Annotated in this window: 19 protein-coding genes; 10 read left to right on the forward strand and 9 right to left on the reverse strand. The window is 71.2% G+C overall.

Annotated elements, in window-relative coordinates:
• Positions 1–6: 6 nt before the first annotated feature.
• Entirely contained in the window at positions 7–1,383 is a 1,377-nt protein-coding gene (locus tag ACFY2Z_RS23550; RefSeq protein ID WP_390746062.1) for an NtaA/DmoA family FMN-dependent monooxygenase, read from the forward strand.
• A gap of 100 nt (positions 1,384–1,483) precedes the next feature.
• On the opposite strand, the gene ACFY2Z_RS23555 is transcribed toward ACFY2Z_RS23550, so the two are convergent.
• From ACFY2Z_RS23555 to ACFY2Z_RS23575, 5 genes are all read right to left on the reverse strand, one after another.
• Positions 1,484–3,703 (reverse strand): NADP-dependent isocitrate dehydrogenase, encoded by a 2,220-nt coding sequence (locus tag ACFY2Z_RS23555; protein ID WP_390746063.1) that lies wholly within the window; start codon positions 3,701–3,703, stop codon positions 1,484–1,486.
• A 157-nt stretch (positions 3,704–3,860) separates the two neighbouring features.
• Positions 3,861–4,310 carry a DUF4186 domain-containing protein gene (locus ACFY2Z_RS23560; protein WP_390746064.1) on the reverse strand — a complete coding sequence of 150 codons (450 nt, stop codon included), beginning with the start codon at positions 4,308–4,310 and terminating at the stop codon, positions 3,861–3,863.
• Positions 4,311–4,394: 84 nt separating this feature from the next.
• Entirely contained in the window at positions 4,395–5,492 is a 1,098-nt protein-coding gene (locus ACFY2Z_RS23565) for a mechanosensitive ion channel family protein (RefSeq protein ID WP_390746065.1), read from the reverse strand.
• 217 nt (positions 5,493–5,709) lie between these two features.
• The gene (locus ACFY2Z_RS23570) at positions 5,710–6,474 is read right to left on the reverse strand and encodes a crotonase/enoyl-CoA hydratase family protein (RefSeq protein ID WP_390746066.1); all 765 of its coding nucleotides are present in this window, start codon (positions 6,472–6,474) and stop codon (positions 5,710–5,712) included.
• A 143-nt stretch (positions 6,475–6,617) separates the two neighbouring features.
• On the reverse strand, positions 6,618–7,580 hold the full coding sequence (locus ACFY2Z_RS23575) for a YbhN family protein (RefSeq protein ID WP_390746067.1): 963 nt from the start codon (positions 7,578–7,580) through the stop codon (positions 6,618–6,620).
• Positions 7,581–7,727: 147 nt separating this feature from the next.
• Here ACFY2Z_RS23575 and ACFY2Z_RS23580 point away from each other — a divergent pair, with 147 nt between their 5' ends.
• From ACFY2Z_RS23580 to ACFY2Z_RS23605, 6 genes are all read left to right on the forward strand, one after another.
• Complete coding sequence (locus tag ACFY2Z_RS23580; protein ID WP_390746151.1) at positions 7,728–9,650, forward strand: ABC transporter ATP-binding protein; 1,923 nt, start codon at positions 7,728–7,730, stop codon at positions 9,648–9,650.
• 68 nt (positions 9,651–9,718) lie between these two features.
• A complete protein-coding gene (locus tag ACFY2Z_RS23585) occupies positions 9,719–10,261 on the forward strand; it encodes an NUDIX domain-containing protein (RefSeq protein WP_390746068.1) in 543 nt (180 codons plus the stop codon).
• A gap of 322 nt (positions 10,262–10,583) precedes the next feature.
• Entirely contained in the window at positions 10,584–11,279 is a 696-nt protein-coding gene (locus ACFY2Z_RS23590; protein WP_390746069.1) for a hypothetical protein, read from the forward strand.
• A 102-nt stretch (positions 11,280–11,381) separates the two neighbouring features.
• Positions 11,382–12,626, forward strand: coding sequence for a PP2C family protein-serine/threonine phosphatase (locus ACFY2Z_RS23595; protein WP_390746070.1), 1,245 nt, complete (start codon positions 11,382–11,384; stop codon positions 12,624–12,626).
• 219 nt (positions 12,627–12,845) lie between these two features.
• The gene (locus ACFY2Z_RS23600; RefSeq protein WP_390746152.1) at positions 12,846–13,820 is read left to right on the forward strand and encodes a phosphotransferase family protein; all 975 of its coding nucleotides are present in this window, start codon (positions 12,846–12,848) and stop codon (positions 13,818–13,820) included.
• A 155-nt stretch (positions 13,821–13,975) separates the two neighbouring features.
• Complete coding sequence (locus tag ACFY2Z_RS23605) at positions 13,976–16,138, forward strand: FUSC family protein (RefSeq protein WP_390746071.1); 2,163 nt, start codon at positions 13,976–13,978, stop codon at positions 16,136–16,138.
• 162 nt (positions 16,139–16,300) lie between these two features.
• Here the strand turns inward: ACFY2Z_RS23605 and ACFY2Z_RS23610 are convergent, their stop codons facing one another.
• A complete protein-coding gene (locus ACFY2Z_RS23610; protein WP_390746072.1) occupies positions 16,301–18,046 on the reverse strand; it encodes an MDR family MFS transporter in 1,746 nt (581 codons plus the stop codon).
• A gap of 237 nt (positions 18,047–18,283) precedes the next feature.
• Between ACFY2Z_RS23610 and ACFY2Z_RS23615 the strand changes: the two genes are divergently transcribed.
• On the forward strand, positions 18,284–18,604 hold the full coding sequence (locus ACFY2Z_RS23615) for an ArsR/SmtB family transcription factor (protein WP_390746073.1): 321 nt from the start codon (positions 18,284–18,286) through the stop codon (positions 18,602–18,604).
• 120 nt (positions 18,605–18,724) lie between these two features.
• Here the strand turns inward: ACFY2Z_RS23615 and ACFY2Z_RS23620 are convergent, their stop codons facing one another.
• From ACFY2Z_RS23620 to ACFY2Z_RS23630, 3 genes are all read right to left on the reverse strand, one after another.
• Positions 18,725–18,967, reverse strand: a complete 243-nt coding sequence (locus tag ACFY2Z_RS23620; RefSeq protein WP_390746074.1) for a hypothetical protein — start codon at positions 18,965–18,967, stop codon at positions 18,725–18,727.
• Between the two features lie 1,694 nt (positions 18,968–20,661).
• Positions 20,662–21,936: an IPT/TIG domain-containing protein gene (locus ACFY2Z_RS23625; RefSeq protein WP_390746075.1), complete on the reverse strand. Its 1,275-nt coding sequence runs from the start codon at positions 21,934–21,936 to the stop codon at positions 20,662–20,664.
• A gap of 154 nt (positions 21,937–22,090) precedes the next feature.
• The gene (locus ACFY2Z_RS23630; protein ID WP_390746076.1) at positions 22,091–22,837 is read right to left on the reverse strand and encodes an IPT/TIG domain-containing protein; all 747 of its coding nucleotides are present in this window, start codon (positions 22,835–22,837) and stop codon (positions 22,091–22,093) included.
• A gap of 1,344 nt (positions 22,838–24,181) precedes the next feature.
• Between ACFY2Z_RS23630 and ACFY2Z_RS23635 the strand changes: the two genes are divergently transcribed.
• Positions 24,182–25,003 carry a Scr1 family TA system antitoxin-like transcriptional regulator gene (locus tag ACFY2Z_RS23635; protein ID WP_390746077.1) on the forward strand — a complete coding sequence of 274 codons (822 nt, stop codon included), beginning with the start codon at positions 24,182–24,184 and terminating at the stop codon, positions 25,001–25,003.
• Positions 25,000–25,185 (forward strand): DUF397 domain-containing protein, encoded by a 186-nt coding sequence (locus ACFY2Z_RS23640; protein ID WP_390746078.1) that lies wholly within the window; start codon positions 25,000–25,002, stop codon positions 25,183–25,185. Before ACFY2Z_RS23635 ends, ACFY2Z_RS23640 begins: the two co-directional genes overlap by 4 nt.
• Positions 25,186–25,235 lie beyond the last annotated feature (50 nt).

The following is a 25,235-nucleotide window of genomic DNA, read 5'->3' on the forward strand; positions in this document are numbered from 1 at the left end:
CGGACCATGAGCAAGCCGCTCAAGCAGATCCACCTCGCGGCCCACTTCCCCGGGGTCAACAACACCACCGTGTGGAGCGACCCGAAGGCCGGCAGCCATATCGAGTTCAGCTCGTTCGCGCACTTCGCACGGACCGCCGAGCGAGCCAGGTTCGACTTCCTGTTCCTCGCCGAGGGGCTGCGCCTGCGCGAACAGGACGGGAAGATCTACGACCTGGACGTCGTCGGCCGCCCCGACACCTTCACCGTGCTCGCCGCACTGGCCGCCGTCACCGAACATCTCGGCCTCACCGGCACCATCAACTCCACCTTCAACGAGCCCTACGAGGTGGCCCGCCAGTTCGCGAGCCTCGACCACCTCTCGGGCGGACGCGCCGCCTGGAACGTCGTCACCTCCTGGGACGCCTTCACAGGGGAGAACTTCCGCCGCGGCGGCTTCCTGCCGCAGGAGGAGCGCTACTCCCGGGCCAAGGAGTTCCTCGCCACGGCGAACGAACTCTTCGACTCCTGGCACGGCGACGAGATCGTCGCCGACCCGGCGACCGGTACCTTCCTGCGCGACGCCGAGGCCGGAGCCTTCGTCCACCACGGCCGGCACTTCGACATCCACGGCCGGTTCAACGTCCCGCGCAGCCCCCAGGGCCGCCCGGTGATCTTCCAGGCCGGGGACTCCGACGAGGGCCGCGAGTTCGCCGCGTCGAGCGCGGACGCCATCTTCAGCCGGTACAGCACCCTGGAGTCCGGTCGGAGCTTCTACGCGGACGTCAAGCGCCGCCTGGCCGCCCACGGCCGCCGACCCGACCAGCTGCTCATCCTGCCCGCCGCGACCTTCGTCCTCGGCGACACCGACGAGGAGGCCGAGGAAGTGGCCCGCGAGGTGCGCAGGGCGCAGGTCAGCGGGGCCACCGCGATCAAGCACCTGGAGTTCGTCTGGAACCGCGACCTGTCCGCCTACGACCCGGACGGCCCGCTCCCGGACATCGACCCGCTGCCCGGCGAGAACACCATCGCGCGCGGCCGCGCCCAGGTGCGGATGTACCGCGATCCGCTGACCACTGCCCGGGAGTGGCGGGAGCTGGCCGCCGCGCACCACTGGTCGATCCGGGACCTGGTCATCAACACCGGCAACCGCCAGAGCTTCGTGGGCTCCCCGGCCACCGTGGCGCGGGAGATCGACGCCTTCGTCCAGGCCGACGCGTCCGACGGTTTCATCCTGGTCCCGCACCTCACCCCCGGCGGCCTCGACGCCTTCGCGGACACCGTGGTGCCGCTGCTGCAGGAGCGCGGTGTGTACCGCACGGAGTACGAGGGCACGACCCTGCGCGACCACTTGGGCCTGGCCCACCCCGACGCAGGGGCGGCGGCCGAGCGGGCGGCTTCGTAGCGCCCCCAGCGCACCGGGCTGCGCGGACACGACCGCCCCGGCCGGATCGGATCCGGCCGGGGCGGTGGTCACACCGGTGCGGCTGCCGCGCGGACGCCGCTTACGCGAGCGTGGTCAGCAGCTGGTTCCAGGTGGCCGACGGGCGCATGACCTCGGCGGCCTTCGCCGGGTCGGGCTGGTAGTAGCCGCCGATGTCGGCCGGCTTGCCCTGGACGGCGACCAGCTCGTCGACGATCTTCTGCTCGTTCTCGGTGAGCGACTCGGCGAGCGGGGCGAACGCCTTCGCCAGCTCCGCGTCGTCGGTCTGCCGCGCCAGCTCCTGCGCCCAGTACAGGGACAGATAGAAGTGGCTGCCGCGGTTGTCGATGCCGCCGACGCGACGGGTCGGGGACTTGTCCTCGTTGAGGAAGGTAGCCGTGGCGCGGTCGAGGGTGTCGGCGAGGACCTGGGCGCGCTGGTTCCCGGTGAACTTCGCGTACTGCTCGAAGGACGGAACGAGCGCGAAGAACTCACCGAGCGAGTCCCAGCGCAGGTAGTTCTCCTTGACCAGCTGCTGGACGTGCTTCGGGGCGGAGCCGCCGGCGCCCGTCTCGAACAGGCCGCCGCCCGCCATCAGCGGGACGATCGACAGCATCTTGGCGCTGGTGCCCAGCTCCAGGATCGGGAACAGGTCGGTCAGGTAGTCACGCAGCACGTTGCCGGTGACGGAGATGGTGTTCTCGCCGCGGCGGATGCGCTCCAGGGACAGCTTGGTGGCCTCGACCGGGGGCAGGATGCGGATGTCCAGGCCCTCGGTGTCGTGCTCCCGCAGGTACTCCTCGACCTTGCCGATCAGGTTGGCGTCGTGGGCGCGGGTCTCGTCCAGCCAGAACACCGCCGGGTCGCCGGTGGCGCGGGCGCGGGTGACGGCGAGCTTCACCCAGTCCTTGATCGGGGCGTCCTTGGTCTGGCATGCGCGGAAGATGTCACCGGCGGAGACGGTCTGCTCCAGGACGACATTGCCGGCCTGGTCGACGAGACGGACGGTACCCGTGGTGGGGATCTCGAAGGTCTTGTCGTGGCTGCCGTACTCCTCGGCCTTCTGCGCCATGAGGCCCACGTTCGGCACCGAGCCCATGGTGGAGGGGTCGTAGGCGCCGTTCGCGCGGCAGTCGTCGATCACGGCCTGGTACACGCCGGAGTAGCTGGAGTCCGGCAGCACCGCGAGGGTGTCGTGCTCCTGGCCGTCCGGGCCCCACATGTGGCCGGAGGTGCGGATCATGGCGGGCATGGAGGCGTCGACGATGACGTCGGACGGCACGTGCAGGTTGGTGATGCCCTTGTCGGAGTCGACCATCGCGAGGGCCGGGCCCTCGGCCAGCTCGGCGTCGAAGGAGGCCTTGATCTCCTCGCCGTTCGGCAGGCCCTCGAGGCCCTTGAAGATGCCGCCCAGACCGTCGTTCGGGGTCAGGCCGGCCGCGGCGAACGTCTCGCCGTACTTCGCGAACGTCTTCGGGAAGAAGGCGCGCACCGCATGGCCGAAGACGATCGGGTCGGAGACCTTCATCATCGTGGCCTTCAGGTGCACCGAGAACAGGACGCCCTCCTCCTTGGCGCGGGCGACCTGCGCGGTCAGGAACTCGCGCAGCGCGGCGACGCGCATCACGGAGGCGTCCACGACCTCACCGGCGAGGACCGGGACGGACTCGCGCAGCACGGTGGTGGAGCCGTCGTCGCCCTTCAGCTCGATGCGCAGCGAATCGGCCTCGGAGATCACCGCGGACTTCTCGGTGGAGCGGAAGTCGTCCGCGCCCATGGTCGCGACGTTCGTCTTCGACTCGGAGGTCCAGGCGCCCATGCGGTGCGGGTGGGTCTTGGCGTAGTTCTTCACCGAGGCAGGGGCGCGGCGGTCGGAGTTGCCCTCGCGCAGCACCGGGTTCACGGCGGAGCCCTTGACCTTGTCGAAACGGGCGCGGATCTCCCGCTCCTCGTCGGTCTTCGGCTCGTCCGGGTAGTCCGGCAGCGCGTAGCCCTGGGCCTGCAGCTCGGCCACGGCCGCCTTCAGCTGCGGTACGGACGCCGAGATGTTGGGCAGCTTGATGATGTTGGCCGCGGGGGTCTTGGCCAGTTCGCCCAGCTCAGCGAGGGCGTCGTTGACCCGCTGGTCCTCGTTCAGGTATTCGGGGAAGACCGCGAGGATGCGCCCGGCCAGCGAGATGTCACGCGTCTCCACGGCGACACCGGCCTGCGAGGCGTATGCCCGGACCACCGGCAGGAAGGAATACGTCGCCAGGGCCGGGGCCTCGTCAGTGTGCGTGTAGATGATGGTCGAGTCAGTCACCGGGTGCTCCGCTCCACGTCTGCAACATTGCTCGACATCAAGATATCTCGTGTGCGGACCCCTCTCGACAGTGGCCCACGCCACGGACACCGCGGACGGCCACCCGTACGCACGCCCCCGGCCTCCGGCGTGCCGCGAGGCGGTCGGCCGGGGCGGCTCAGGGCCGGTCCGCGCTCGGTGCGCCGGGTCCCGGGCCCGGCGCGCCCGTCACCTCGCGCTCGATCCAGCGGCAGATCACGTTCACCACGTAGGCGCGCTCGGCACGGCTCAGTTCCCGCCCCTTCGGGATCCCGTGCCAGCGCTCCAGGCAGGTACGGCAGCAGGTGGCGGTCGCATGCTGCGCGACGAAGACCGGGTGGCCCCGGTAGGGGGTCTGCTTGCCGTCCTTGTACGGCTCGGCCGGCGCCAGCCGCCTGGCGATGAGGTCGTAGGCGTGCCACCGGATCGTGGCGGGGCCCTTCAGCTCGGCGGTGGCCAGGTCGCGCCCGCGCAGATGGAACTTGGCGCGGAAGGGATGGCGCGCGATCCGGTCCAGCCGCCCGTCGAGCGGATGGGCCGTCGGGCCGGGCGTCCGGTCGGGCATCGGGGGTTCGGCGAAGGGGTGCATGCTCCTTTCGAGCATAGGACCGGCGGTCTCCCGCGGGGGACCACCGGTCCAGGCCGGCGGCGCGAGGCCGGCGGCGGGGGCGCGTCAGGAGGCGTCCGGGCCGCCGTGCTCGATCACCAGGTCGGCGCCGTTGCGCGGCTGCGGTATGAGCGCCGCACCCTGCTGCAGCGCCACCGTACGGGCCGGCGCCGGGATCCGGATGCCCTCGGCCCGGTACCGCTTGTGCAGGCGCTTGATGAACTCGTGTTTGATCCGGTACTGGTCGCTGAACTCACCGACGCCCAGGATCACCGTGAAGCCGATCCGGGAGTCGCCGAAGGTGTGGAACCGGATGGCCGGTTCATGCTCCGGAACGGCGCCCGTGATCTCCGTCATCACCTCGGCGACGACCTCCATGGTGACCTTCTCGACATGCTCCAGGTCGCTGTCGTAGCCGACCCCCACCTGCACCAGTACGGTCAACCGCTGCTCGGGACGGGTGAAGTTGATCATGTTCGACTTGGCGAGCTGCCCGTTGGGGATGACCACCAGGTTGTTGGAGAGCTGGCGCACGGTGGTCTGCCGCCAGTTGATGTCGACGACGTAGCCCTCCTCGCCGCTGCTCAGCCGGATGTAGTCACCGGGCTGAACGGTCTTGGAGGCGAGGATGTGGATGCCCGCGAACAGGTTCGCCAGGGTGTCCTGAAGAGCCAGGGCGACGGCGAGACCGCCCACACCCAGGGCGGTGAGCAGGGGCGCTATGGAGATGCCCAGCGTCTGCAGCATCACCAGGAAGCCCATGGCCAGCACCACGACCCGGGTGATGTTGACGAAGATCGTGGCCGAGCCGGCGACCCCGGACCGGGACTGGGTGACCGTCCGCACCAGGCCCGCGATGACCCGGGCGGCCGTCAGCGTCACCACGAAGATGAGCAGCACGCTCAGGGTCTGGTTGACATGGTGCTGCACGGTCCGGGTGAGCGGCAGCACCGCCGCCGCCGAGGCCACGCCGCCCGCGATGGCCGCCCAGGGCACCACGGTACGCAGCGCGTCCACGATGACGTCGTCACCGCTCCACTTGGTGCGGCTCGCGTGCCGGCCCAGCCAGCGCATCAGCATGCGCAGCAGGAAGGCCGCCAACAGGCCCGCGGCCACGGCGATTCCGGCGAGGATCAGATCGTCGAGGGTGACCCCGCGGTTCACCGGTCACCTCCCGCGCCGAAGAGAGGGCCCCGGGGCCGGAAATGAGGACTCGTCACTTGCCACCTGCTCGTTTCACGGGATGCACGATCACCTCCGGGCGGACTGGCCGCGCCCGGAGCGAGGATTCATCCTGCCGTATGCCGGTGCCGGACCGTGAAACGAGCGATGTCGTCCGGCCGTTGGCGCTCCGATGGCGTGGCGTGGGTGCGGCGCGCCCTCACAGGTCCGTGAACGACCCGTGCCGTCCGGACCCGGCCGCGAAGCGGGCCGCGCCCTCCAGACCCTCCGCCAGCACGCCCTTGCCGTGGCGGAGTTCGCTGAGCAGTGCCGTCTCCTCGCCCAGTCCCTCCTGGTCGAGGACCGAGGCGCGGTCGCCGCGCAGACACGCCTGCGGGAACCGGGCGATCTCGGCGGCCAGTTCCTCCGCCTCGGCGCGGGCGCGCCCGGTCGGCACGACGCGGTTGGCGAGCCCCATCGCGTGCGCCTCCTGGGCCGGCACCGGTCGGCCGGTGAGGATCATGTCCAGTGCACGGCTGGTGCCGATCAGCCGCGGCAGCCGTACGGTGCCGCCGTCGATGAGCGGTACGCCCCAGCGGCGGCAGAAGACCCCGAACACCGAGTCCTCCTCGACGATCCGCAGATCGCACCAGAGCGCGAGCTCCAGACCGCCGGCCACCGCGTGCCCCGCGACCGCCGCGATCACCGGCTTGGACAGCCGCAGCCGGGTCGGCCCCATGGGGCCGTCGCCGTCCTCGGCCACCCGGTTTCCGCGCTCGGTCCCGACCGCCTTCAGATCGGCACCCGCGCAGAACGTCCCGCCCTCGCCCCACAGCACCGCCACCCGCGCCGACGCATCCGCCTCGAAGGCCCGGAAGGCCTCGGCGAGCGCGGCTGCGGTCGGCCCGTCCACCGCGTTGCGGGCCTCGGGGCGGGAGAGGACGACGGTGGTGACGTACCCCTGACGTTCGATCCGGACCGGCATCGGGCTGCCTCTTTCGCGGGCGGGAAGGGCTGGCCCCGCAGAGGTTACTCCCCGGTACGGGAGTTGTCCGGCGGTGCGCGGAGCGGTACGGGCGGCGGGCCGGAGACGGACTGTGGCGACCCGCAGCGAGGGGTCGCCCCCGGTCAGATCACCTTCAGCCGTACCAGCGCCCCCAGCGTCAGCGCGCCCGGCACCAGGGGCAGCCACACCGTGATGATCCGGTACGCCAGAACCACCGCCGTCGCCACGGCCACCGGGCCGCCCGCCGCCACCAGGGCGAGGATCAGTGCCGCCTCCACCGAGCCGATCCCGCCCGGGGTGGGCACGGCGGCGACGGCCAGGGTCGCCGCCAGATACGCGACCGCCATGTGCACGGGAGGCACCGGAAGCGACAGCGCTTCGCCCACCGCGGCCAGACCGGCCGCCTGCAGCGCGGGGAACGCCAGCGAGCCTCCCCACAGGGCCAGCGCGCGGGTGGGGCGCGTGTGCACCGAACGGGCCTCGCCGAGTGCCGTGCGCACGAACGACAACACCGCCGTGCGCAGCCGCCGCACCAGCAGCAGGACCGCGACCGCCGCGCACGCCGTCCCGGCCGCGGCGAACAGCAGCGGGCCCGCCGCCCACGAGGGGACTAGGGAGCCGAGGCGGAGCGCGTCCGGGAAGGCGAGCAGCAGGACCAGCAGCAGACCGACCCGGGTGATCGCCTCGGCGAGCATGTACAACGCCAGCGCCGCCGAGGAGCGGGCGAGCGGCACCCCGCACACCGTCATGAAGCGCAGGTTGACCGCGCTCGCACCGAACCCGGTGGGCAGCAGATGGTTGGCCGCGCCCGCCGCGAACTGGGTGGCGAGCAGCCGTCGCCGGGGCAGTCGCTGCATCACCGCGCCCTGCCGGGTGACGGCGGCCGCCACCCAGGTCAGACAGGTCGCGCCGGCGGCGGCCACCAGCCACGGCCACTCGGCCGACCGCAGATGGCCGAAGCCCTCCGCGAGCACGGACCAGTGCTCTGCCGCGACCACGAGCACGAGGACGAGCGGGAGCAGACACAGGACCTGGCGGACCGGAAGACGTCTGGGGAGTCCCTGCGGGAGACGTACGGCAGTCACATCCCCAGAGGTTTTCCGCGCCGCACCAACGCCAGGTTGCGTGCGCGCAGACGGATGCTGACGTGCGGGGCAAGGCCCGGGAGCGGCTCCGGCTCCGGCTGCGTTGACCTCGAGAACGCTTGAGGTTCTACCGTCGGTCTCATGAGTATGGAGACCACCGCCTGGCACCAGTTGCACAGCGTCATGACCGCACAGCGGGAGCGCCGGCCCTTCGCCCGCGCGACGCTGCGCCGCATCGCGGCCTTCGCCCGCCCGCACCGCCGCCGCATCGTGTGGTTCGTCGTGGTGAGCGTGGTGACCGCCCTGCTCGCCGTCGCGACTCCCGTACTCGCCGGCCGCGTCGTCGACGCGATCGTGTCGCACGGGGACCAGGGCAGGGTCCTGGAGCTGTCCTCGCTGATCGCCCTCATCGCGCTCGCCGAGGCGGGACTCGGGCTGGTGAGCCGCCGGCTGTCGGCCGTGCTCGGGGAGGGCCTCATCCTCGATCTGCGGACGGCTGTGTTCGATCATGTGCAGCGCATGCCGGTCGCGTTCTTCACACGCACTCGTACGGGAGCACTCGTCAGTCGTCTCAACAACGACGTCATCGGCGCCCAGCGCGCCTTCAGCAACACCCTGTCGGGCGTGGTGAGCAACATCGTCACGCTGCTGCTCACCCTCGCCGTGATGCTCACCCTGTCCTGGCAGATCACCCTGATCGCGCTGGCGCTGCTGCCGGTCTTCGTGGTGCCGGCGCGCCGGATGGGCAGCCGTATGGCACGGATGCAACGGGAGGCCGCCGACCTCAACGCCGCGATGGGCACCCGGATGACCGAGCGCTTCTCCGCGCCGGGTGCCACCCTCGTCAAGCTCTTCGGGCGTCCGGAGGAGGAGTCGGCGGAGTTCGCGGCGCGGGCCCGTCGGGTGCGGGACATCGGGGTGCGCACGGCGATGGCACAGTCGGCGTTCCTCACCGCGCTGACCCTGGTCTCCGCGCTGGCACTCGCCCTGGTCTACGGCCTCGGCGGCTGGTTCGCCCTGCGCGGCGCCCTGGAGCCGGGCGCCGTGGTCTCACTGGCCCTGCTGCTCACCCGGCTCTACGCGCCGCTCACGTCTCTCGCGGGGGCCCGGGTGGAGGTGATGAGCGCCATGGTGAGCTTCGAGCGCGTCTTCGAGGTGCTCGACCTCAAGCCGATGATCGAGGAGCAGCCTGCGGCGCGCAGCGTCCCCGAGGGGCCGGTGTCGGTGGAGTTCGACGACGTCCGCTTCGGCTACCCGGCCGCCGACCGGTTCTCCCTCGCCTCGCTGGAGGAGGTGGCGAGCCTGGACACACGCGGCGGGACCGAGATCCTGCACGGCGTCTCCTTCCGTGCGGAACCCGGCCGGACGGTCGCCCTCGTGGGCTCCTCGGGCGCCGGCAAGTCCACCGTGGCCGCACTGCTCCCGCGGCTGTACGACGTCGACGCGGGCGTCGTGCGCGTCGGCGGGATCGACGTCCGGGAGCTGAGCGCGACGTCCCTGCGCGAGACGCTCGGCATGGTCACGCAGGACGGCCATCTGTTCCACGACACGGTACGGGCCAACCTGCTGCTGGCCCGGGCGGACGCGACCGACGACGATCTGTGGGAGGTCCTGCGCCGGGCCCGTCTCGACGACCTCGTACGGTCCCTGCCCGACGGCCTCGACACGGTCGTCGGCGAGCGCGGCTACCGTCTGTCCGGGGGCGAGCGCCAGCGGATGACGATCGCGCGCCTGCTGCTGGCCCGGCAGCGCGTCGTCATCCTCGACGAGGCCACCGCCCATCTCGACAGCACCTCGGAGGCGGCCGTCCAGGAGGCCCTGGCCGAGGCCCTTCAGGGCCGTACCGCCGTCGTGATCGCCCACCGTCTGTCCACCGTGCGGGCCGCGGACGTCATCCTGGTCGTGGAGTCCGGCCGGATCGTGGAGCGGGGCACACATGAGGAACTGCTGGCCCTGGGCGGACGGTACGCGGAGCTGTACCGGACGCAGTTCGATCAGGCAGGGGCGGCTTCACGGACGGGGGAGACGGGGGAGAGCGCGGAGTTCGGGGAGACCGAGGCCATCGCCTGAGGGGTGGGTGCGGCGGGCCGGGACACAGGGCCCGCATGGTGCCGTGGTCGGTGGGCAGAACTCCCGGCATGGAGACCCGAGGACCCTGGAGGCGGCATCACCGGGAGCCCCTGTGCACGACCGGGCGCCTCGTTGCGTACCAGGACCAGGTCACGCTGCCCGACGGAAGTACGGGCCACTACGACTGGGTGCGGGTGCCGGACCAGGTCCGGGTCGCGGCCCTGGTCGGGGGAAGCCTGCTGATCGTCGAGCAGTATCACTACCTCACCGGCACGATGTGGCAGCTGCCGGGCGGCGACGTCGACCCGGAGGACCAGGACAGCGGCGCCGCCGCCCGTCGGGAACTCGCCGAGGAGACCGGCTACCGCGAGGGCCGCTGGACAGCGCGGGGCGCCCTGCATCCGCTGCCCGGCCTCACACCCGCCCGGGTCCACCTGTGGAGCGCCGACGGCCTGACGCCGGGCGAGCCCGCACCGGAGCCCGGCGAGGCGGACCTCGGGGTGCGTCAGGTTCCCCTGGCCGAGGCGGTGAGGGCAGCGTGCGACGGCCGAATCGGCTGCGCCGCCAGCGCGGCCCTGGTCCTGGCCGTGGGCGCGGCACACGCCGGCTGAGAGCCGGACGGCGGGGGAATGTCCGGGGGGCGGCCTTGGTTGCAGAAGGCGTGGTGGTGAGGGGGGTGAGGGGGACAGTGTCCCCGGGCCTCACCTATCGCCCATGGGGACGATCGTTCGGCTGAAGCCTCATGGAGCCTATCGCCGAGAGGCGACCGCCCTTTCACCGCCACAGCTCGCTGATCAGCCCCGGCCGGTGTCACCTCCCGGCCGGGGCTGAGCCCATTTTCGGCGAAAGCCCTGGACCAGCGCCCCCGTGCGAATACTCTGCGTGCTGAATCCGACGCTCAAGGTGGTCCGGTGCCAGGGGGGACGCGACGGAATGACATGGTGGACCACGCTGCGGAACAGGGCGCGCCTGCACGGTCTCCGGCTGCTGGCCGCCATGGTGGTCGGCGCGGCCACCGGGCAGGCCGTCTTCAGCGTCACCAGGGTCAGCGGCCGCAGCCTCTTCGTCATCACCGGCGGCCTGGCCGGGGTCCTCGCCGTGGTGATCCTCCAGGTCTACGGGCGTGCCGCGCGCCTGAGCGAGGTCACTGTCCGGGTGCCGCAGGTCAGCGAACTGACGTTCGTGGTGAACAACGACGCCCGGCAGATGGCCTGGCATCTGTTCGTCGAGACCTCGACCCGTGTCTCCACCCAGCCCCTGAGCCAGGACGAGGGCCTGCTGCGCGAGGCGCTCAGCTCCCTGCACGGGCTCTTCGCCACGACCCGCGAGACCCTCAAGGCCGGCCGCCCCTCCAGAGCCGTCGTCGGCGGGCACACCGTCGAATACCTGGCCATCACCATGCTCAACCACGAGCTGCGCCCCTTCCTCTCGACCTGGCACCCCCGTCTGCACGCCCATGAACAGGCGCACCCGGACGCCCCCGAAGCCTCCTGGCCCGACAACGCGGCCTGCCGCGCCGCCCTCGTCGCGGTCCAGGGCAATCTGCACGAGTACGCGCTGGGTTTCGCCCGTCTCGCCGGGGTGCACGCCCCGGAGACGCTGGTGAACGGCCCCGGCCGGCTCTCCTGAGCGTGCCGCCGTACCCGCTCGCGTGGGCGGCTGAGCTGCGCGGCCCGTAGCGTGAAGAGATGGGCAGGCAGCAGGGGAGGGCCGGGAAGGGAGACGGTCACGATGCAGGGGACGGACATGGACTACGCGGCGCTGTTCGCCGCCACCCCGAGCCCCTATCTGGTGCTGGCACGCGACCTGGTGATCGTGGAGGTCAACGAGGCGTATCTGAGCGCCACCCGCAGCACCCGGCAGGCCCTGATCGGGCAGCACATCCTCGAGGCACTCCCGGGCAACCCCGCCGAGCCCGACGCGGACGGTGTGCGCAATCTGAAGGCCTCGCTGCACCGGGTCCTGGTGACCGGGGAGCCCGACACGATGGCGGTGCAGAGGTACGACGTCCCGGTCGGCGACCGGCCCGATGTGTTCGAGGAGCGCTGGTGGTCCCCCGTGAACACGCCGATCCCGGGCCCGGACGGGAGCGTGGCCTGGATCATCCACCGGGCGGAGGACGTCACCGAGTACGTCCGCACCCACCCGTTGAGCCCCCACCCCGGGATCAGGCATCTCACCGAGCGTGAGGCCCTGGAAGCCGAGTTGTACGCGCGGGCGCGCGAGCTCCAGGTGCTGAACGAGGAGCTGAGGCAGGCCCACAACCGTGAGCGCCAGGTCGCGGTCACCCTGCAGGAAGCCATGCTCCAGTCACCCGACCTGGCCCGGCACGAGAACGTGGCCGTGCGCTATCTGCCCGCCACCGGCTCCCTCAACGTGTGCGGGGACTGGTACGACGTCGTGGATCTGCCCGACGGCCGGTTCGCGGTGGCGGTCGGCGACGTCGTCGGTCACGGTCTGGAGGCCGCCGCCGTCATGGGGATGCTGCGCAGTGCGCTGAGCGCGGCCATCCGGGCACTGGAGCGGCCGGCCCAGGCCATGGAGGTGGTGGGCCTGTACGCGCGCTCGGTCGAGGGCGCCCTGAACACGACGGCCTTCAAGGCCATGGTGGACACCCGCAGCCGCCTGATCATCTACAGCAGCGCGGGGCATCCGCCGCCGGTGCTGGTGCACCCGGAGGGCGTCTGCGAGTTCCTGGACCAGGCGACCGACCCGCCGCTGGGGGCCCGGCCCCAGCACGTGCCGCGTCCCCAGGCCGGTCAGCCGTACACCCCCGGGGACCTGCTCGTGCTCTACACCGACGGGCTGATCGAGCGGCGCGACGAGAGCATCGAGGAGGGCCTGGGCCGGCTGACCGACGCCCTCTGCCGCTGCAGCACGCTCGGCGCGGAACGTCTGGCCGACGCGCTGCTCGCCGAACTCGGGGTGGCCGGCGGTTCCCGCGACGACATCGCGCTGGTCATCGTCCGGCTGTGACGGCGCGACGTACGAGATGCGCGAGACGTCGTGTCCACCAGCCCCGGGAGCACGCACATGTCGGAAGCGCCGCCGAGGTCTTCCGGCACGCCGCCGCTGCGCCCGGCAGAACGGCCGTGTCGCGGACCGGAGATATCCGATCGCGCCGCTGTCGGTGCTCCCGTAGGGTGCGCGGGTTGCAGTGACGGAGAGGCGGTTCGGGACGTGGCATCCAGGGCGGTGACGCGGGCGCAGCTGGCCGGTGCGGCGCGCGCCGCGCTCGGCGGCGGGCGCCGGCCGGTGGCGGTCGAGCGGGTCACGGGCGGCAGCAAGAAGGGCGTGTACCGCCTGGTGATGGACGACGCGACGACAGCGATCGCCTACCTGTGGGACGGCACCGAGAACCACTGGCCTGCGGGCGAGGGCGACGACGACCTCACCGACCCGTTCTCACCCGGCCTCGGGCTCGACCTGTTCGAGGCCGCGCACGCGCGGCTGGACGCGCTCGGCGTCCGTGTCCCGGCGATCCGTCTCGTCGACCGCGAGGGCGCCCACTGCCCGGCCGGTCTCGCGATCGTCGAGGATCTCCCGGGCGAGAACCTGGAGAAACTGCTCGCGCGCGACCCGCGCGCGGCCGCCCCGATCATGGCCCGACTCGGGGAGGCACTGGAGGCGATGCGGCGTCATCGGGCACCCGCCTACGGCAAGGTGGCCGTCGTCGACGGCGGGGGCACGTCGCGCGGGACGTCGTGCGAAGGGGTCGTCCTCGACCGTGCGCTACGGGACCTCGCCGAGGCGGCGGCGCGTGATCCGCGGATCGCGGAAGCCCGCGACCGGCTGGAGGAGCGGCTGCTGGGTCTGGCGGCGGCGGTCCGGCCCCGCGCGGAGTACGCGGTCGTGCACGGCGAACTGGGGCCGGACCATGTACTGGTGGACGCGGAAGGCAATCCCGTGGCGATCGACATCGAGGGCTCGATGTACTTCGACGTCGAGTGGGAGCACGTCTTTCTGCGGATCCGCCTGGACGACGCCTACCGTCCGCTGGCGGTGGACGGACTGGACCAGGACCGGCTCGCGCTCTACACGCTGGCGCAGCGTCTGTCACTGACGGCCGGTCCGCTACGGCTGCTCGACGGAGGCTTCCCCGACCGGGCGGCCATGGCGGGCATCGCGGAGCACAACCTGAAGAAGGCACTGGACCTGATCCACGACTGAACGCCCCCGACGCACGCCGTCGCCCCTGCCGCCCGGATCGACACCGCGGCGATCCCGCTCACGTCGCAGCGGCCGATGGCACGCTCCACACTGTGACGGTAAGGAGTTTTCCGCCCGGACGGGCACGGGTACCCCACGCCCCTGGGAGACCGAACATGGTCGACATCCCGCGCCGCACGACGCAGTCGGCTGCCCGCCGCCCCCGCGCCCGCCTGGGGAGGGAGCAGTTGCAGGAAATGCTGCGCCCCGGCCGCTTCGACTGGCGCGAACTCGCCTACGGCGGGGCCCTCCGCGTCGCGGTGGGCGTGGCGGCTCCGCTGGCCGCCGGGACGGCGACCGGGCATCTGCAGTACGGGGCGTTCGCGTCGCTGGGTGCCCTTCCCGCGGGGTTCGCGTCGTTGCAAGGGGTGACCCGCACGCGCGCGGTCACCGTCGTGGCGGCCAGCGCGGGGGCGGCGATGTCCACCTTCGTCGGCGGCGTCCTCGCCGCGTCCGCTCCCTGGCTGCTGGTGCCCGTGGTGGCCCTGTGGGGGTATGCGACGGGGCTGGCCGTCTGTCTGGGACGCTGGACGAGCGTCGCAGTCCTCCAGTGGCCCGTGGCGCTGCTGATCGCGGCCGGGATACCCCTGGGCCCGTCCGAGGCCGCGCTCCGAGCCGGTCTGGTGCTGGCCGGGGGGCTGTTCCAGTGTGCGCTCGTCGCCGTCTCCTGGACGCTGCGCCCCGGCGCCGCCGAGCGGGCCGCGCTGGCCGAGTCCTACCGCGGCCTGTCCGCCTACGCCCGCGGTCTCGCCGCCGGCCGGGCAGGCCCGCCGCCACCGGCGGACTTCGTGGCCGGCGACGCCGTCGCGGACCCCAATCCGCTCCTCCCCGCGGCCGTACGCGCGGATCATCTCAATCTGCTGGAGCAGGCCGAGCGCATCCGCGCCTCACTCGCGGCCCTGGCCGCGCACACGGAGGACGACCCCTCCGCGACGGCGCGCCTCTTCGCCGCCGACACCGCGCGAGCCCTGGACGGCATCGCCGACGCGCTGAACGCCCGGCCGGGCGACCGTGCCCCGAGGGAACAGACGCCGGACGGAGAGTTCACCTGGCAGGAGGCCGCCGGTGACAGCGGCTGGCACTGGGCCGCCGAGGCGCTCCTGTGCCAGCTGCGGGCCGTGAACCGCATTCTCGGCCACGGCCGTACGCCGAAGAGGGCCGTCCCGCGTGATGGACCCGGATCACCGGACCGGCCCGTTCCCCGGGACACGGTGCAATGGACCGCCCTGACCCTGCGGGCCAACCTCACGGCGGCGGGCGAGACAGGCCGCCACGCGCTCCGGCTGGCGGCGGTCACCGGCCTGGTCGAGTTCCTCGTCCAGGCCAGCGACCTCTACGAGGGCCGCTGGGCCGTGCTGACGGCCTTCCTGGTGCTCAGGCCGGACTTCGCCACGACGCTGTCGCGCAGCGTGCACAGGGCGGTGGGTACGGCCGTGGGCGCCGGTCTCGGCGCGAGTGCGGCAATCCTGGCCCACCCCGGTGACGCAGGGCTCGTCGTCGGGGCAACGATCACCGTCGCGGCGGCGTTCGCGTTGTTCGCCGTGAACTACCTGCTCTTCAGCGTCTTCCTCACCGCTTTCCTCGTGATCCTGCTGGAGACGTTCGGGCTGCCGGCAGGCTCCACCGCCACCGCACGGCTGGCCCAGACCGCTCTCGGCGCGGCCTGCGCGATCATCGCCTACTGGGTGTGGCCCACCTGGGAGGGTCTCTCGGCGCAGCAGAAGTTCGCCCGGATGCTGACCTCCCACAGCCGGTACAACGCCGCCCTGCTCCGGCAGCTCTCCCACCCCGAGGAGCTTGATCCCGGCAGGCTCCGCGCCCTGCAGACCACGGCCCGCCGCGACCGCACCGATGCCGAGGCGTCCATGGCACGTCTGGCGGCCGAGCCTCCGCAACCACCGATGACCCCGGCCGTCGCCCGGACCCTGGTCGCCGTGGTCACACGGCTGGCCCAGGCGGAACTCGCCCTGCACGCCCTGGTTCTCCGGCAGCCGGCGGCCGGTCAGGAGGAGCAGCCTCAGGACCCCGACGGCCGCGGCTCACTGGACGCCCTGGCCGTCGCCGTCCGTACGACGCTGGAGCGGCTGGCGGAGTCGCTGCTGACCCTGGAAGCCCCCCGCGACCTTCCTCCCCTGCACCGGATCCAGGCCCCCTTGCGCGCCCAGACCCTGCCGGCCGGTCAGCGCACGGCACTCGTCGTGGACGCTCTGGTCGACGCCACCGACGCCCTGACGGATGTGGTGCACCGCCTGGTCGGTGATCGAACGGCCCGGCGCTGAAGCACCACAGCGGGTGCCCCTGCCGCCGTCGTGACCGAGGCCTCGGTCACGACGGCGGCAAGGTGGGCGAGGCGCGGCAGCCCGAGTGGTCAGGACGCGGTTCGCCACCGGCGCGCCGCGTCGCTCGGGACCCGGCGCACCCGCCGGTGTCGCGGGGTTGCCTCAGCCCTGCGGGAGCGGGGCATCGGACGCGGAGTCAGATGCCGGACCCCTGCGCTCCTCGGCGGCCCGCGCCTCCAGACCGGAGACCCTGCGCAACGGCACCTCCTTCGTCCACACCGCCACCAGGAAGCCGAGGACCATCACGCCGGCCACGAGCAGGAAGACGACATGGAGCGAGTCCGTGAAGCCCACTCTGAACGGCTCGGCCAGCCGGAGGTCGAGGTGCTGGATGAACGAGGAGTCGTCCAGCGCTCCCGAGCCGTTCACGCCGGCGGCCTGGGGGTGCTTGAGCATGTCCAGCACCGGCTTGTTCGCCGGGTCGGAGCGCACGGCGGGGTCGTGCAGCGCCGCCTGGATCCCGGTCGTGCGGTAGGCGGCCCGCAAGGCCGCGCCGATCTTGTCGCCGACGGTACTGAACAGCACGGAGAGGAAGATCGCCGCACCGGCGGTGCCGCCCATCTGCCGGAAGAAGGTGGCCGAGGCGGTCGCGACACCCATGTCCTTGGGCTCGACGGCGTTCTGCAGGGCCAGCATGAGGACCTGGAAACAGCCGCCCAGCCCGGCGCCGAAGAGGACCAGATAGCCCAGGGTCTCCGGCAGCGGGCTGTTCCACTGCACCCGGTAGTGCAGGAGCAGCATCGCCGTCGTCATCAGCGCGGAGCCGATGACCGGGAAGATCTTGTACTTGCCGGTCTTGCGGATGGCGCGCCCCACCATCAGGGTCGAGAGCAGCATGCCGACCGACAGCGGCAGCATCAGCAGTCCCGACCTGGTGGGCGTCACCCCCTTCACGATCTGCAGATACAGCGGAATCATGATCATGCCGCCGAACATGCCCATGCCGACGAGCACGGAGAGCAGGCTCATCTTGCTGAACATGGCGCTGCGGAACAGCCGCATCGGCAGGAGCGCCTCGTCGCCCATCGCCCGCTCGACGAAGATCCACACGGTCAGGCCGACCGTACCGATCGCGTAGCAGACGATCGACCGGGTCGAGGTCCAGCCCCAGCTCTGGCCCTGCTCGGCGACGAGCAGCAGCGGCACCACGCCGATGGCGATGGTGACGGCGCCCCACCAGTCGATACGGTGCTCGCGCCGGGTGTGCGGAAGATTCAGCACCTTGGCGACGACGAAGAGGGCGACGAGACCGATCGGGACGTTGACCAGGAAGCCCCACCGCCAGCCGGTGATGCCGAGAATGCTGCCCTGGCCTGCCAGGAAGCCGCCGATCAGCGGACCGAGCACGCTCGACGAGCCGAACGTCGCGAGTATGTAGCCCTGGTACCGGGCGCGTTCGCGCGGCGGGACCATGTCGCCGATGATCGCCATCGCCAGTGACATCAGACCGCCCGCGCCGATGCCCTGGAAGGCGCGGAACCCTGCCAGTTCGGTCATCGAGGTGGCGAGCGTGCACGCGGCGGAGCCGAGGACGAAGAGACTGATGGCGGTCAGGAAGAACGGCTTGCGCCCGTAGATGTCGGACAGTTTCCCGTACAGCGGGGTGCTGATCGTCGAGGTGATCAGGTAGGCCGTGGTGACCCACGCCTGATGGCTCAGTCCATGCAGGTCGTCGGCGATCGTCCGGATCGAGGTACTGACGATGGTCTGGTCCAGCGCCGCAAGGAACATCCCGAGCACCAGGCCGCTGAGGACGGTCAGGATCTGTCGGTGCGTCAGTTTCACGGACGGCGCCGGGCCGGTCTTGCCTGCGGCTCCCCCTGGAGCCGTGGATGTCGAGGGGGTCATGGGTGGTGTTCTCCTGGCTGGTGCCTGTGCGTCACAGACGTCGAGGTGCTTCAGCAGTCGGACGAGGTGGTGAGCGCCTGGGCGTTCCCCGCGACGAGCGGGAAACCCTTGATGCTCGTGGCCTCCGTGTCGCCGTAGGAAGACGGCATCCGGGCATGCCCCACTCTCAAGATCAATTCGACTTTCTCGTAACATCGAATCGAGGCCTATAGTAGGGGCAGAACCGAAGGAGAAGGCGTGCGCACCCTGAACCAGCCCAAGCCCGAGGACTTCGACCTCGCGACCGTGCTGCATGCCTTCGGTGACCCTGTGCGTCTGGAGCTGCTACGGCGCCTGGCGGCGGCCGACGAGGTGACCTGCAGCCCCACCGGGCTCGACGTTCCGCGCTCCACGATGACGAACCACTGGCGGATCCTGCGCGAGGCGGGCATCACGTCCACGCGCATCAGCGGCAAGGCCCGGCTGATGTCCTTGCGCCGGGCGGAACTTGAGGTCCGCTTCCCGGGCCTCCTTGACGTCGTCATGGCGGAGGTCGCCCCATTCCCCGAGGGCTCCTGAGCACATCAGGCTGGGCCGCCTGCCGGGTGGTGCGCCGCATGCCCTGGCAGCGGGCCCGGAGCGGCGTCGGCGGATCTCCGGGCCGTGCGTCTGCCTCGCTGTGCGGCGGGCGCGGTGCCGTCACGGCACGCAGTAGACGATGGGGATGATCGGGTAGCCCTGGGTGGTCGACGTGTTGTGGAAACTGATGGTCCAACTGTCGTTGTCGGTCGTGCTCGTGGTGCGGAAGCTGCGAACGGGGACGACCTCGTCGCCCGCCATCCATCCGCCGGCGATGGCCGTCTGACCGTTCGGACAGACGGCGGCCACAGCCGTCGTCTGCTCCGGCGCGAGTGTCGTCTGCACCCCGAAAACGGCAGTCATGCCGACGGTGCCGGAAGGCCCTTGGGGTCCGGTGGCTCCTTGGGGTCCGGTGTCGCCTTGGGTTCCGGCGGCGCCCTGAGTGCCGGTGGCTCCTTGGGGTCCGGTGGCTCCTTGGGGCCCGATGTCGCCTTGGGTTCCGGTCGCACCTTGTGTTCCGTTGGCTCCCTGGGGTCCGGTGGCTCCGGTTTCGCCGGTGGTGCCTTGGGGGCCGGTTGCGCCTTGGGTTCCGGTTGCTCCTTGGGGTCCGGCCGGACCTTGGGTTCCGGTTGCTCCTTGGGGTCCGGTGGCTCCGGTTTCGCCGGTTGAGCCTTGGGAGCCCGTGGCGCCTTGGGTTCCCGTGGCGCCTTGGGGGCCGATGTCGCCCTGGGCGCCGGTGGTGCCTTGGGGACCGGTCGCGCCTTGGGTTCCAGTCGCTCCTTGGGGTCCGGCGGGTCCAGTCCCTCCTTGGGGACCGATAGCCCCGGTATCGCCCTGGGGGCCTGCGGGTCCGCTGCCTCCCTGTGGTCCGCTCCCGCCTTGGGGCCCGGTGGCGCCGGTGTTGCCTTGGGGTCCGGCGGGTCCGGTGCCGCCTTGTGGTCCGGTGGCCCCGGTGTTGCCCTGCGGTCCGCTACCGCCTTGCGGTCCGGTGGCGCCGGTGTTGCCTTGGGGTCCGGCGGGTCCGGTGCCGCCTTGGGGTCCGGTGGCGCCGGTGTTGCCTTGGGGTCCGGTTCCGCCTTGTGGTCCGGTGGCGCCGGTGTTGCCTTGGGGTCCGGCGGGTCCGGTGCCGCCTTGGGGTCCGGTGGCCCCGGTGTTGCCCTGCGGTCCGCTACCGCCTTGTGGTCCGGTGGCGCCGGTGTTGCCTTGGGGTCCGGCGGGTCCGGTGCCGCCTTGGGGTCCGGTGGCCCCGGTGTTGCCTTGAGGGCCGGTCCCGCCTTGCGGTCCGGCGGGTCCGGTGCCTCCTTGGGGTCCGGTGGCTCCGGTGTTGCCTTGAGGGCCGGCAGGCCCGCTGCCGCCTTGGGGTCCGGTCGCCCCGGTGCTGCCCTGGGGGCCCGGCGGCCCTTGGGGGCCCGGTTTGCCGCACACCGGCACGGTGCTTGAGGCCTTGACGTAGCGGGCGGTGACCCAGCCCGGGTGGTTGGCCAACCGGTACCACGTGGCGTCGCCGGCGACGCTCGCGCCGCGTGCCTTGCACCAGATGCTGATTCGGGCGCCCCTGGAGTAGTGACCCAGCACGGTGGAGTGAGGCGTCGGCAGGGCCCGGATGGTCAAGCCGTACCTCGCCGCGACAGTTCCGGGAATCGTGCCAGGAGACGGGTCCGGGTGCGCCTTCGCGGGCCTGTCCCCTGACGGGGCCCTGCCTCTCGACGGCTGAGCTGCGGCCGCGGGCTCCGACAGCTCACACGCCAGACCGAGACTCATCGCCCCCAGAACAAGCGATGAAGCGACAAACCTTCGCATCACGAACCACCACGCCTTCCGTCGCGTGCGTGCGAGCAAGGGAGACGTGAAGAGAAAATCGCATATGCCACCCAGAAGCTTGTTATGACACGGGTGGAAAAGAATGATTGTCTTCATAATGATCGGTTCGTCAGGGACTGTGGAGTCTGAACTACGGCGCCACGGCTGCGCATTGCGAGGCCCGCCTCGGGGATTTCGGGCGGGTTCCGCTTGTAGGCCCTCAGGGCTGCTTGGCTGACAGCGCTGCACCGGGCGGGTCAGATGCCAGGTCCCGCGATCCGGGTGTACGTCAGTGCGTTGCTGGTCCCGCCGGTGGTGGTGAGCGTGACGTCGACTGCTCCCACGGCGCCTGACGGGGCGACAGCGGTGACCTGGGTGGGGGAGAGGACGGTGAACGACGCGGGGGCGCCGCCGAACACGATGGCGGTGGTGGTCGTGAGGTTCGTGCCGGTCAGCGTGACGACGTTCCCCGCGTACGTCGGCCCCTGGGCAGGGTTCAGGGTGGTCAGGGCGGGTCCCGGGGAGTACGCGTAGCTGACGGGGTTGCTGGTGCCGCCGGGGGTGGTGACCGTCACGGCTGCGGAACCGGCCGCGTGGGCTGGGGTCACCGCGGTGATCTGCGTGGCGGAGCCGACGGTGAACGCAGGCGCCGCAGTCGCGTCGAAGTTCACGGCCGTCGTACCGACCAACCCGGTGCCGGCCAGTGTCACCGAGGTGCCGCCCGCCGTGGGTCCGGACGAGGGGGTGACGGAGGTCAGCGTGGGTGTTGCGGCGTAGAAGAAGTACATGCTGGGGTTGTCGGGGTCGCTGACGCCGCCGGGGGTGGTCACCGTGACCGCGGCGGCGCCGGCCGCGTGGGCGGGGGTCACCGCGGTGATCTGGGTGGCGGAATCGACGCTGAACGTGGTCGCCGCGACTCCGCCGAAGCGCACCGCTGTCGCCCCTGTCAGGTTCGTGCCCGTGAGCGTCACCGTCGTGCCGCCCGCGGTCGGTGCCTGAGTCGGCGACATGCCGGTGACGGATGGTGCCGTGACGTAGGTGAAGGTGAGGGCGTTGCTGGTGCCGCCGGCGGTGGTCACCGTGACGGCTGTGGCGCCGGCCGCGTGGGCGGGGGTCACCGCGCTGATCTGGGTGGCGGAGATGACGGTGAACGAGGTCGCCGCGACTCCGCCGAAGCGCACGGCCGTCGCGCCCGACAGGTTCGTCCCCGTGAGCGTCACCACGGTGCCGCCTGCAACCGGGCCCAGGCTCGGCGAGAGGGCCGACAGGGAGGGGGCGACGACATAGGTGAAGGTGACGGTCTGGCTGCTGGTGCCCTCGGCGTTGGTGACGGTGACATTGACCGATCCGGTGCCCGCCGGGGACACCGCGAACACCTGCGTGCTGCTGGCGACGGTGAACGAGGGGGCGGCATTGCTGCCGAACTTGACGCTGGTGGTACCGGTGAAGCCGGTACCGGTGAGGGTGACGGTGGTCCCGCCCGCAGGCGGCCCCTGGTTGGGACTGACAGAGGAGACGACGGGGGCAGCCATGGGTGTACTCCTTCGCCACGCCACTGCGCGCGCGGACCCGTATGCAGACTTACCTGGGCACGGATGCTGGTTCGTGCGGACGTGGCCCGTCCGAGCGGCGCAGGTGCTGCCGCCCGGACAGGTGTGGGACGTCCGCCCGGTAGGGGCTTCCGGATCAGATGCCGGGACCGGCGACGTAGGTGAAGCCGGCGACCGCGGTCGCGGCCCCCGCGGGGTTGGTGACCACGACGTCGACGGCGCCGGCGGTGCCGGACGGGGTGAACGCGTTGATCGTGGTGGCGCTGGTGACGGTGAACGGCGCGGCGGTGCCGCCGAAGGTGACCGACGTGGTGCTGGTGAAGTTCGTGCCTGTGATGGTCACCGCGGTGCCACCGGAGGTCGACCCCGAGGACGGGCTGACCGTGGTGATCGTGGGGACGTCGACGTAGGTGTAGGACAGGCCGTTGTTGGTGCCGCCGGCCGTCGTCACGCTCACCGACACCGATCCGGCCACCGCACCGGCCGGCACCGTCACGGAGATGACGGAGTCGGAGACCACGGTCGGGGTCGCGGTGACCCCGCCGAAGGACACACTGGTGGCGGTCGACAGACCGACACCGTTGATGTTGATGCTGTTGCCGCCGGCCAGGGGCCCGGAGGTGGCGCTCAGGGAGGACTTGAACGGGGGGTTGAGGTAGAAGAACGACAACGGGTTGCTGGTTCCGCCCGGAGTCGTGACCGTGACCCCGACGGTGCCGCTCCCGGCGGGCGAGACCGCGGTGACCTGGGTCGGCGAGACGTTGGTGACGCTCGTGGCCGCCTTGGTGCCGAACGTGACGGCGCTGGTGTTGGAGAGGTTGGTACCCGTGATGGTCACGAGAGTGCCTCCGCCGGTGGAACCCTGGCTCGGAGAGATAGGCATGGGGACGCTCCTTCTTCCTGTTTGAAAGGGGTGCGAGGAACCGGCGGAACGGCCCGGGGCCAGCGCCGATGGACGGGCGCCGTCAGACTGAGCCGGCGCTCCCGGACGAAGCGGAAGGCGGCTTGGGGCCGCTGTCGGGCCCAGGGCGAACGAACGGACAGTCGTCCGGCATCCATGGCCAGGCGCACAGCAGCCTGTGCTCTCTCGGGGCATCGAGAAAACCGGCAAGCACTGCCCGTCTGACGTTCCCCCGGCACGGGGATGGGCAGCCCGCCGGTTTCACGCTTCCAGTGATACATGCCTTCGATCGAGGGACAAGGGACCGTCAACTCCGTCACCCGATCGAAGTAATTTTGTTTCGTCTCGCCTCATCTGCGCAGGACCACGAGGCCAGGTGGCCCAAGGCCGGGTAGGGTCCGCCGAGCGAGCCGACGCGGCGACGGTGAGCGCCACGACACGCATGCGGACTTGCGTCGTGGTTCTGCCACAGCCCCGCGACTGACCCGGGATTTCGTTCACAACCCGTCCACGGCCCGTCGTTCCCAGCGTTCCCAGCGTTCTGGGCGTTCCGTTCGTTCCGTTCCCCTCGAGCGGCGAAGTCGGAACGGGATGCCATTCGGCCGGGCACCGGATTGATGGTTGTTGGAAAGCGGGCGGAGGCATCTCCCTGCGGCACTGCGCCGTTTGCTCCGAATCGTCGTGCGGCGAATCGGGCGTACGGCCCGGGCGGCGGGGCGGGAGCGAGGGACGGTGCAGGCCAGAGCGGTGGAAGCCCGAACCCTCGTGATGCCGCGGGAGGCCGGTATTCGGTGATACGGGCAATGGCGCGTCGAATGCCGAAGCCTTTCCCGGGTCAACTGCCGTGGCCTGTAAGGCAATTCCCAAAAAAGTTCCGAAGGGCGGCGCGGGAGGCGGTAAGGAAACAAGTGAAACGATTATGCTCACCTGTTCGAGTGATGCGCCCAGAATCCACTTGCTGACGCACTCAGGCGAGAGCTTGGATGAGGATATCCAACCGGTGGGCCGCCCATCCTCTCCGGGGGAAGCGGCAGTCGGCCGGTATGTATTGCCCCTCCGGGGCAACGCGTGGACGCCGGTCTGTCGCGATGGGCACCTCCGTAGAGGAAATTGGATCCGATCAGCCGGTGTCGTCCAGGCACCGGCTGACGCGGCTTCCGTCCGCGGCGCTGGGGCCATCGTGTGCGCCGCCGATCCGGCGGGGCGTGTGCTGCCCGTACAGACCGTCGTGTACGGGTTCCAGCGGTGCCGCGCGCGTAACCCCCATGGAAGGCCGAGCGGTTGTACTCGGCGGCAAGGTGTGCCACAAACAAGGGGGTCGTCGTCATGGCGATGGGCAGTGCACTCGAATCGTCCGGCAGCCTGAAGGCGTTCGGGGCCGCCTTGAAGGTGTTCCGGGAACGGGCCCTGCTGACACAGGAGCAGTTCGCCGAGCGACTCAACTACTCGCTCGCCCTGGTCGCTTCGGTCGAGCAGGGCCGACGGATGCCGACCGCGCTGTTCGTCGAGCGTGCGGAGGAGGTACTGAAGGCGCTCGGGGTCCTGCGTGCCATGGCGCGGCACCTCGGGCGGGAGCGCGGACTGGCCGTCTGGTTCCGGGAGTGGGCGCAGCTGGAGGAGGCGGCGGTCACCCTGTGCACGTACGAGTGCCGGGTCGTGCCGGGGCTGCTGCAGACCGAGGCGTACACGCGGGCCGTGATGCGCAACGTCCCGCCTCCGCCGACGGAGGAGCAGCTCGAGGAGCGGGTCGCCGCCCGGCGGGCGCGGCAGGAACTGCTGACGCGCAGGCCGCCGGTGGCGTTCAGCTTCATCGTCGAGGAGTCGGTGCTGCTGCGGCACACGGGAGGTGAGGAAGTCACCCGAGAACTGCTCGGCCATCTCCTCGCCTGCACGGAACTGTGGAACGTGGAGCTGCAGATCATGCAGCTGCGGCAGCCGTTTCATGCGGGCCCGGACGGGCCGATGCGGCTCCTGGAGACCCCGGAGCGCCAGTGGTTGGGGTATGCGGAGGGCCAGAAGACCGGGCAGTTGGTCTCCGACCGGGAAGCGGTGAGCGTCATGCAGATGCGCTATGCCAAGATGCGCTCACAGGCCCTGTCCCCCGCGGACTCGGCGGAGTTGTTGCAGCGGATGCGAGGAGCGCTATGAGCACCGTCAGCGAGCTGGACTGGTTCAAGAGCAGCTACAGCGGATCCGAGGGTGACGACTGCGTGGAGGTCGCACATACTCCCGGAGCCGTGCACGTACGGGACTCCAAGGAGAAGGACGGGCCGCGATTCGCGGTCGCCGCCTCCGCGTGGGCCGAATTCCTCGGTTATGTGATGGATTGACCGGTCTGCGGAGGTGTCGGGTTACGTGACACGGAGCAGCCGACTCCGGC

The sequence above is a fragment of the Streptomyces sp. NPDC001222 genome, assembly GCF_042896945.1.
In the GTDB taxonomy this organism is placed as follows: domain Bacteria; phylum Actinomycetota; class Actinomycetes; order Streptomycetales; family Streptomycetaceae; genus Streptomyces; species Streptomyces gibsoniae.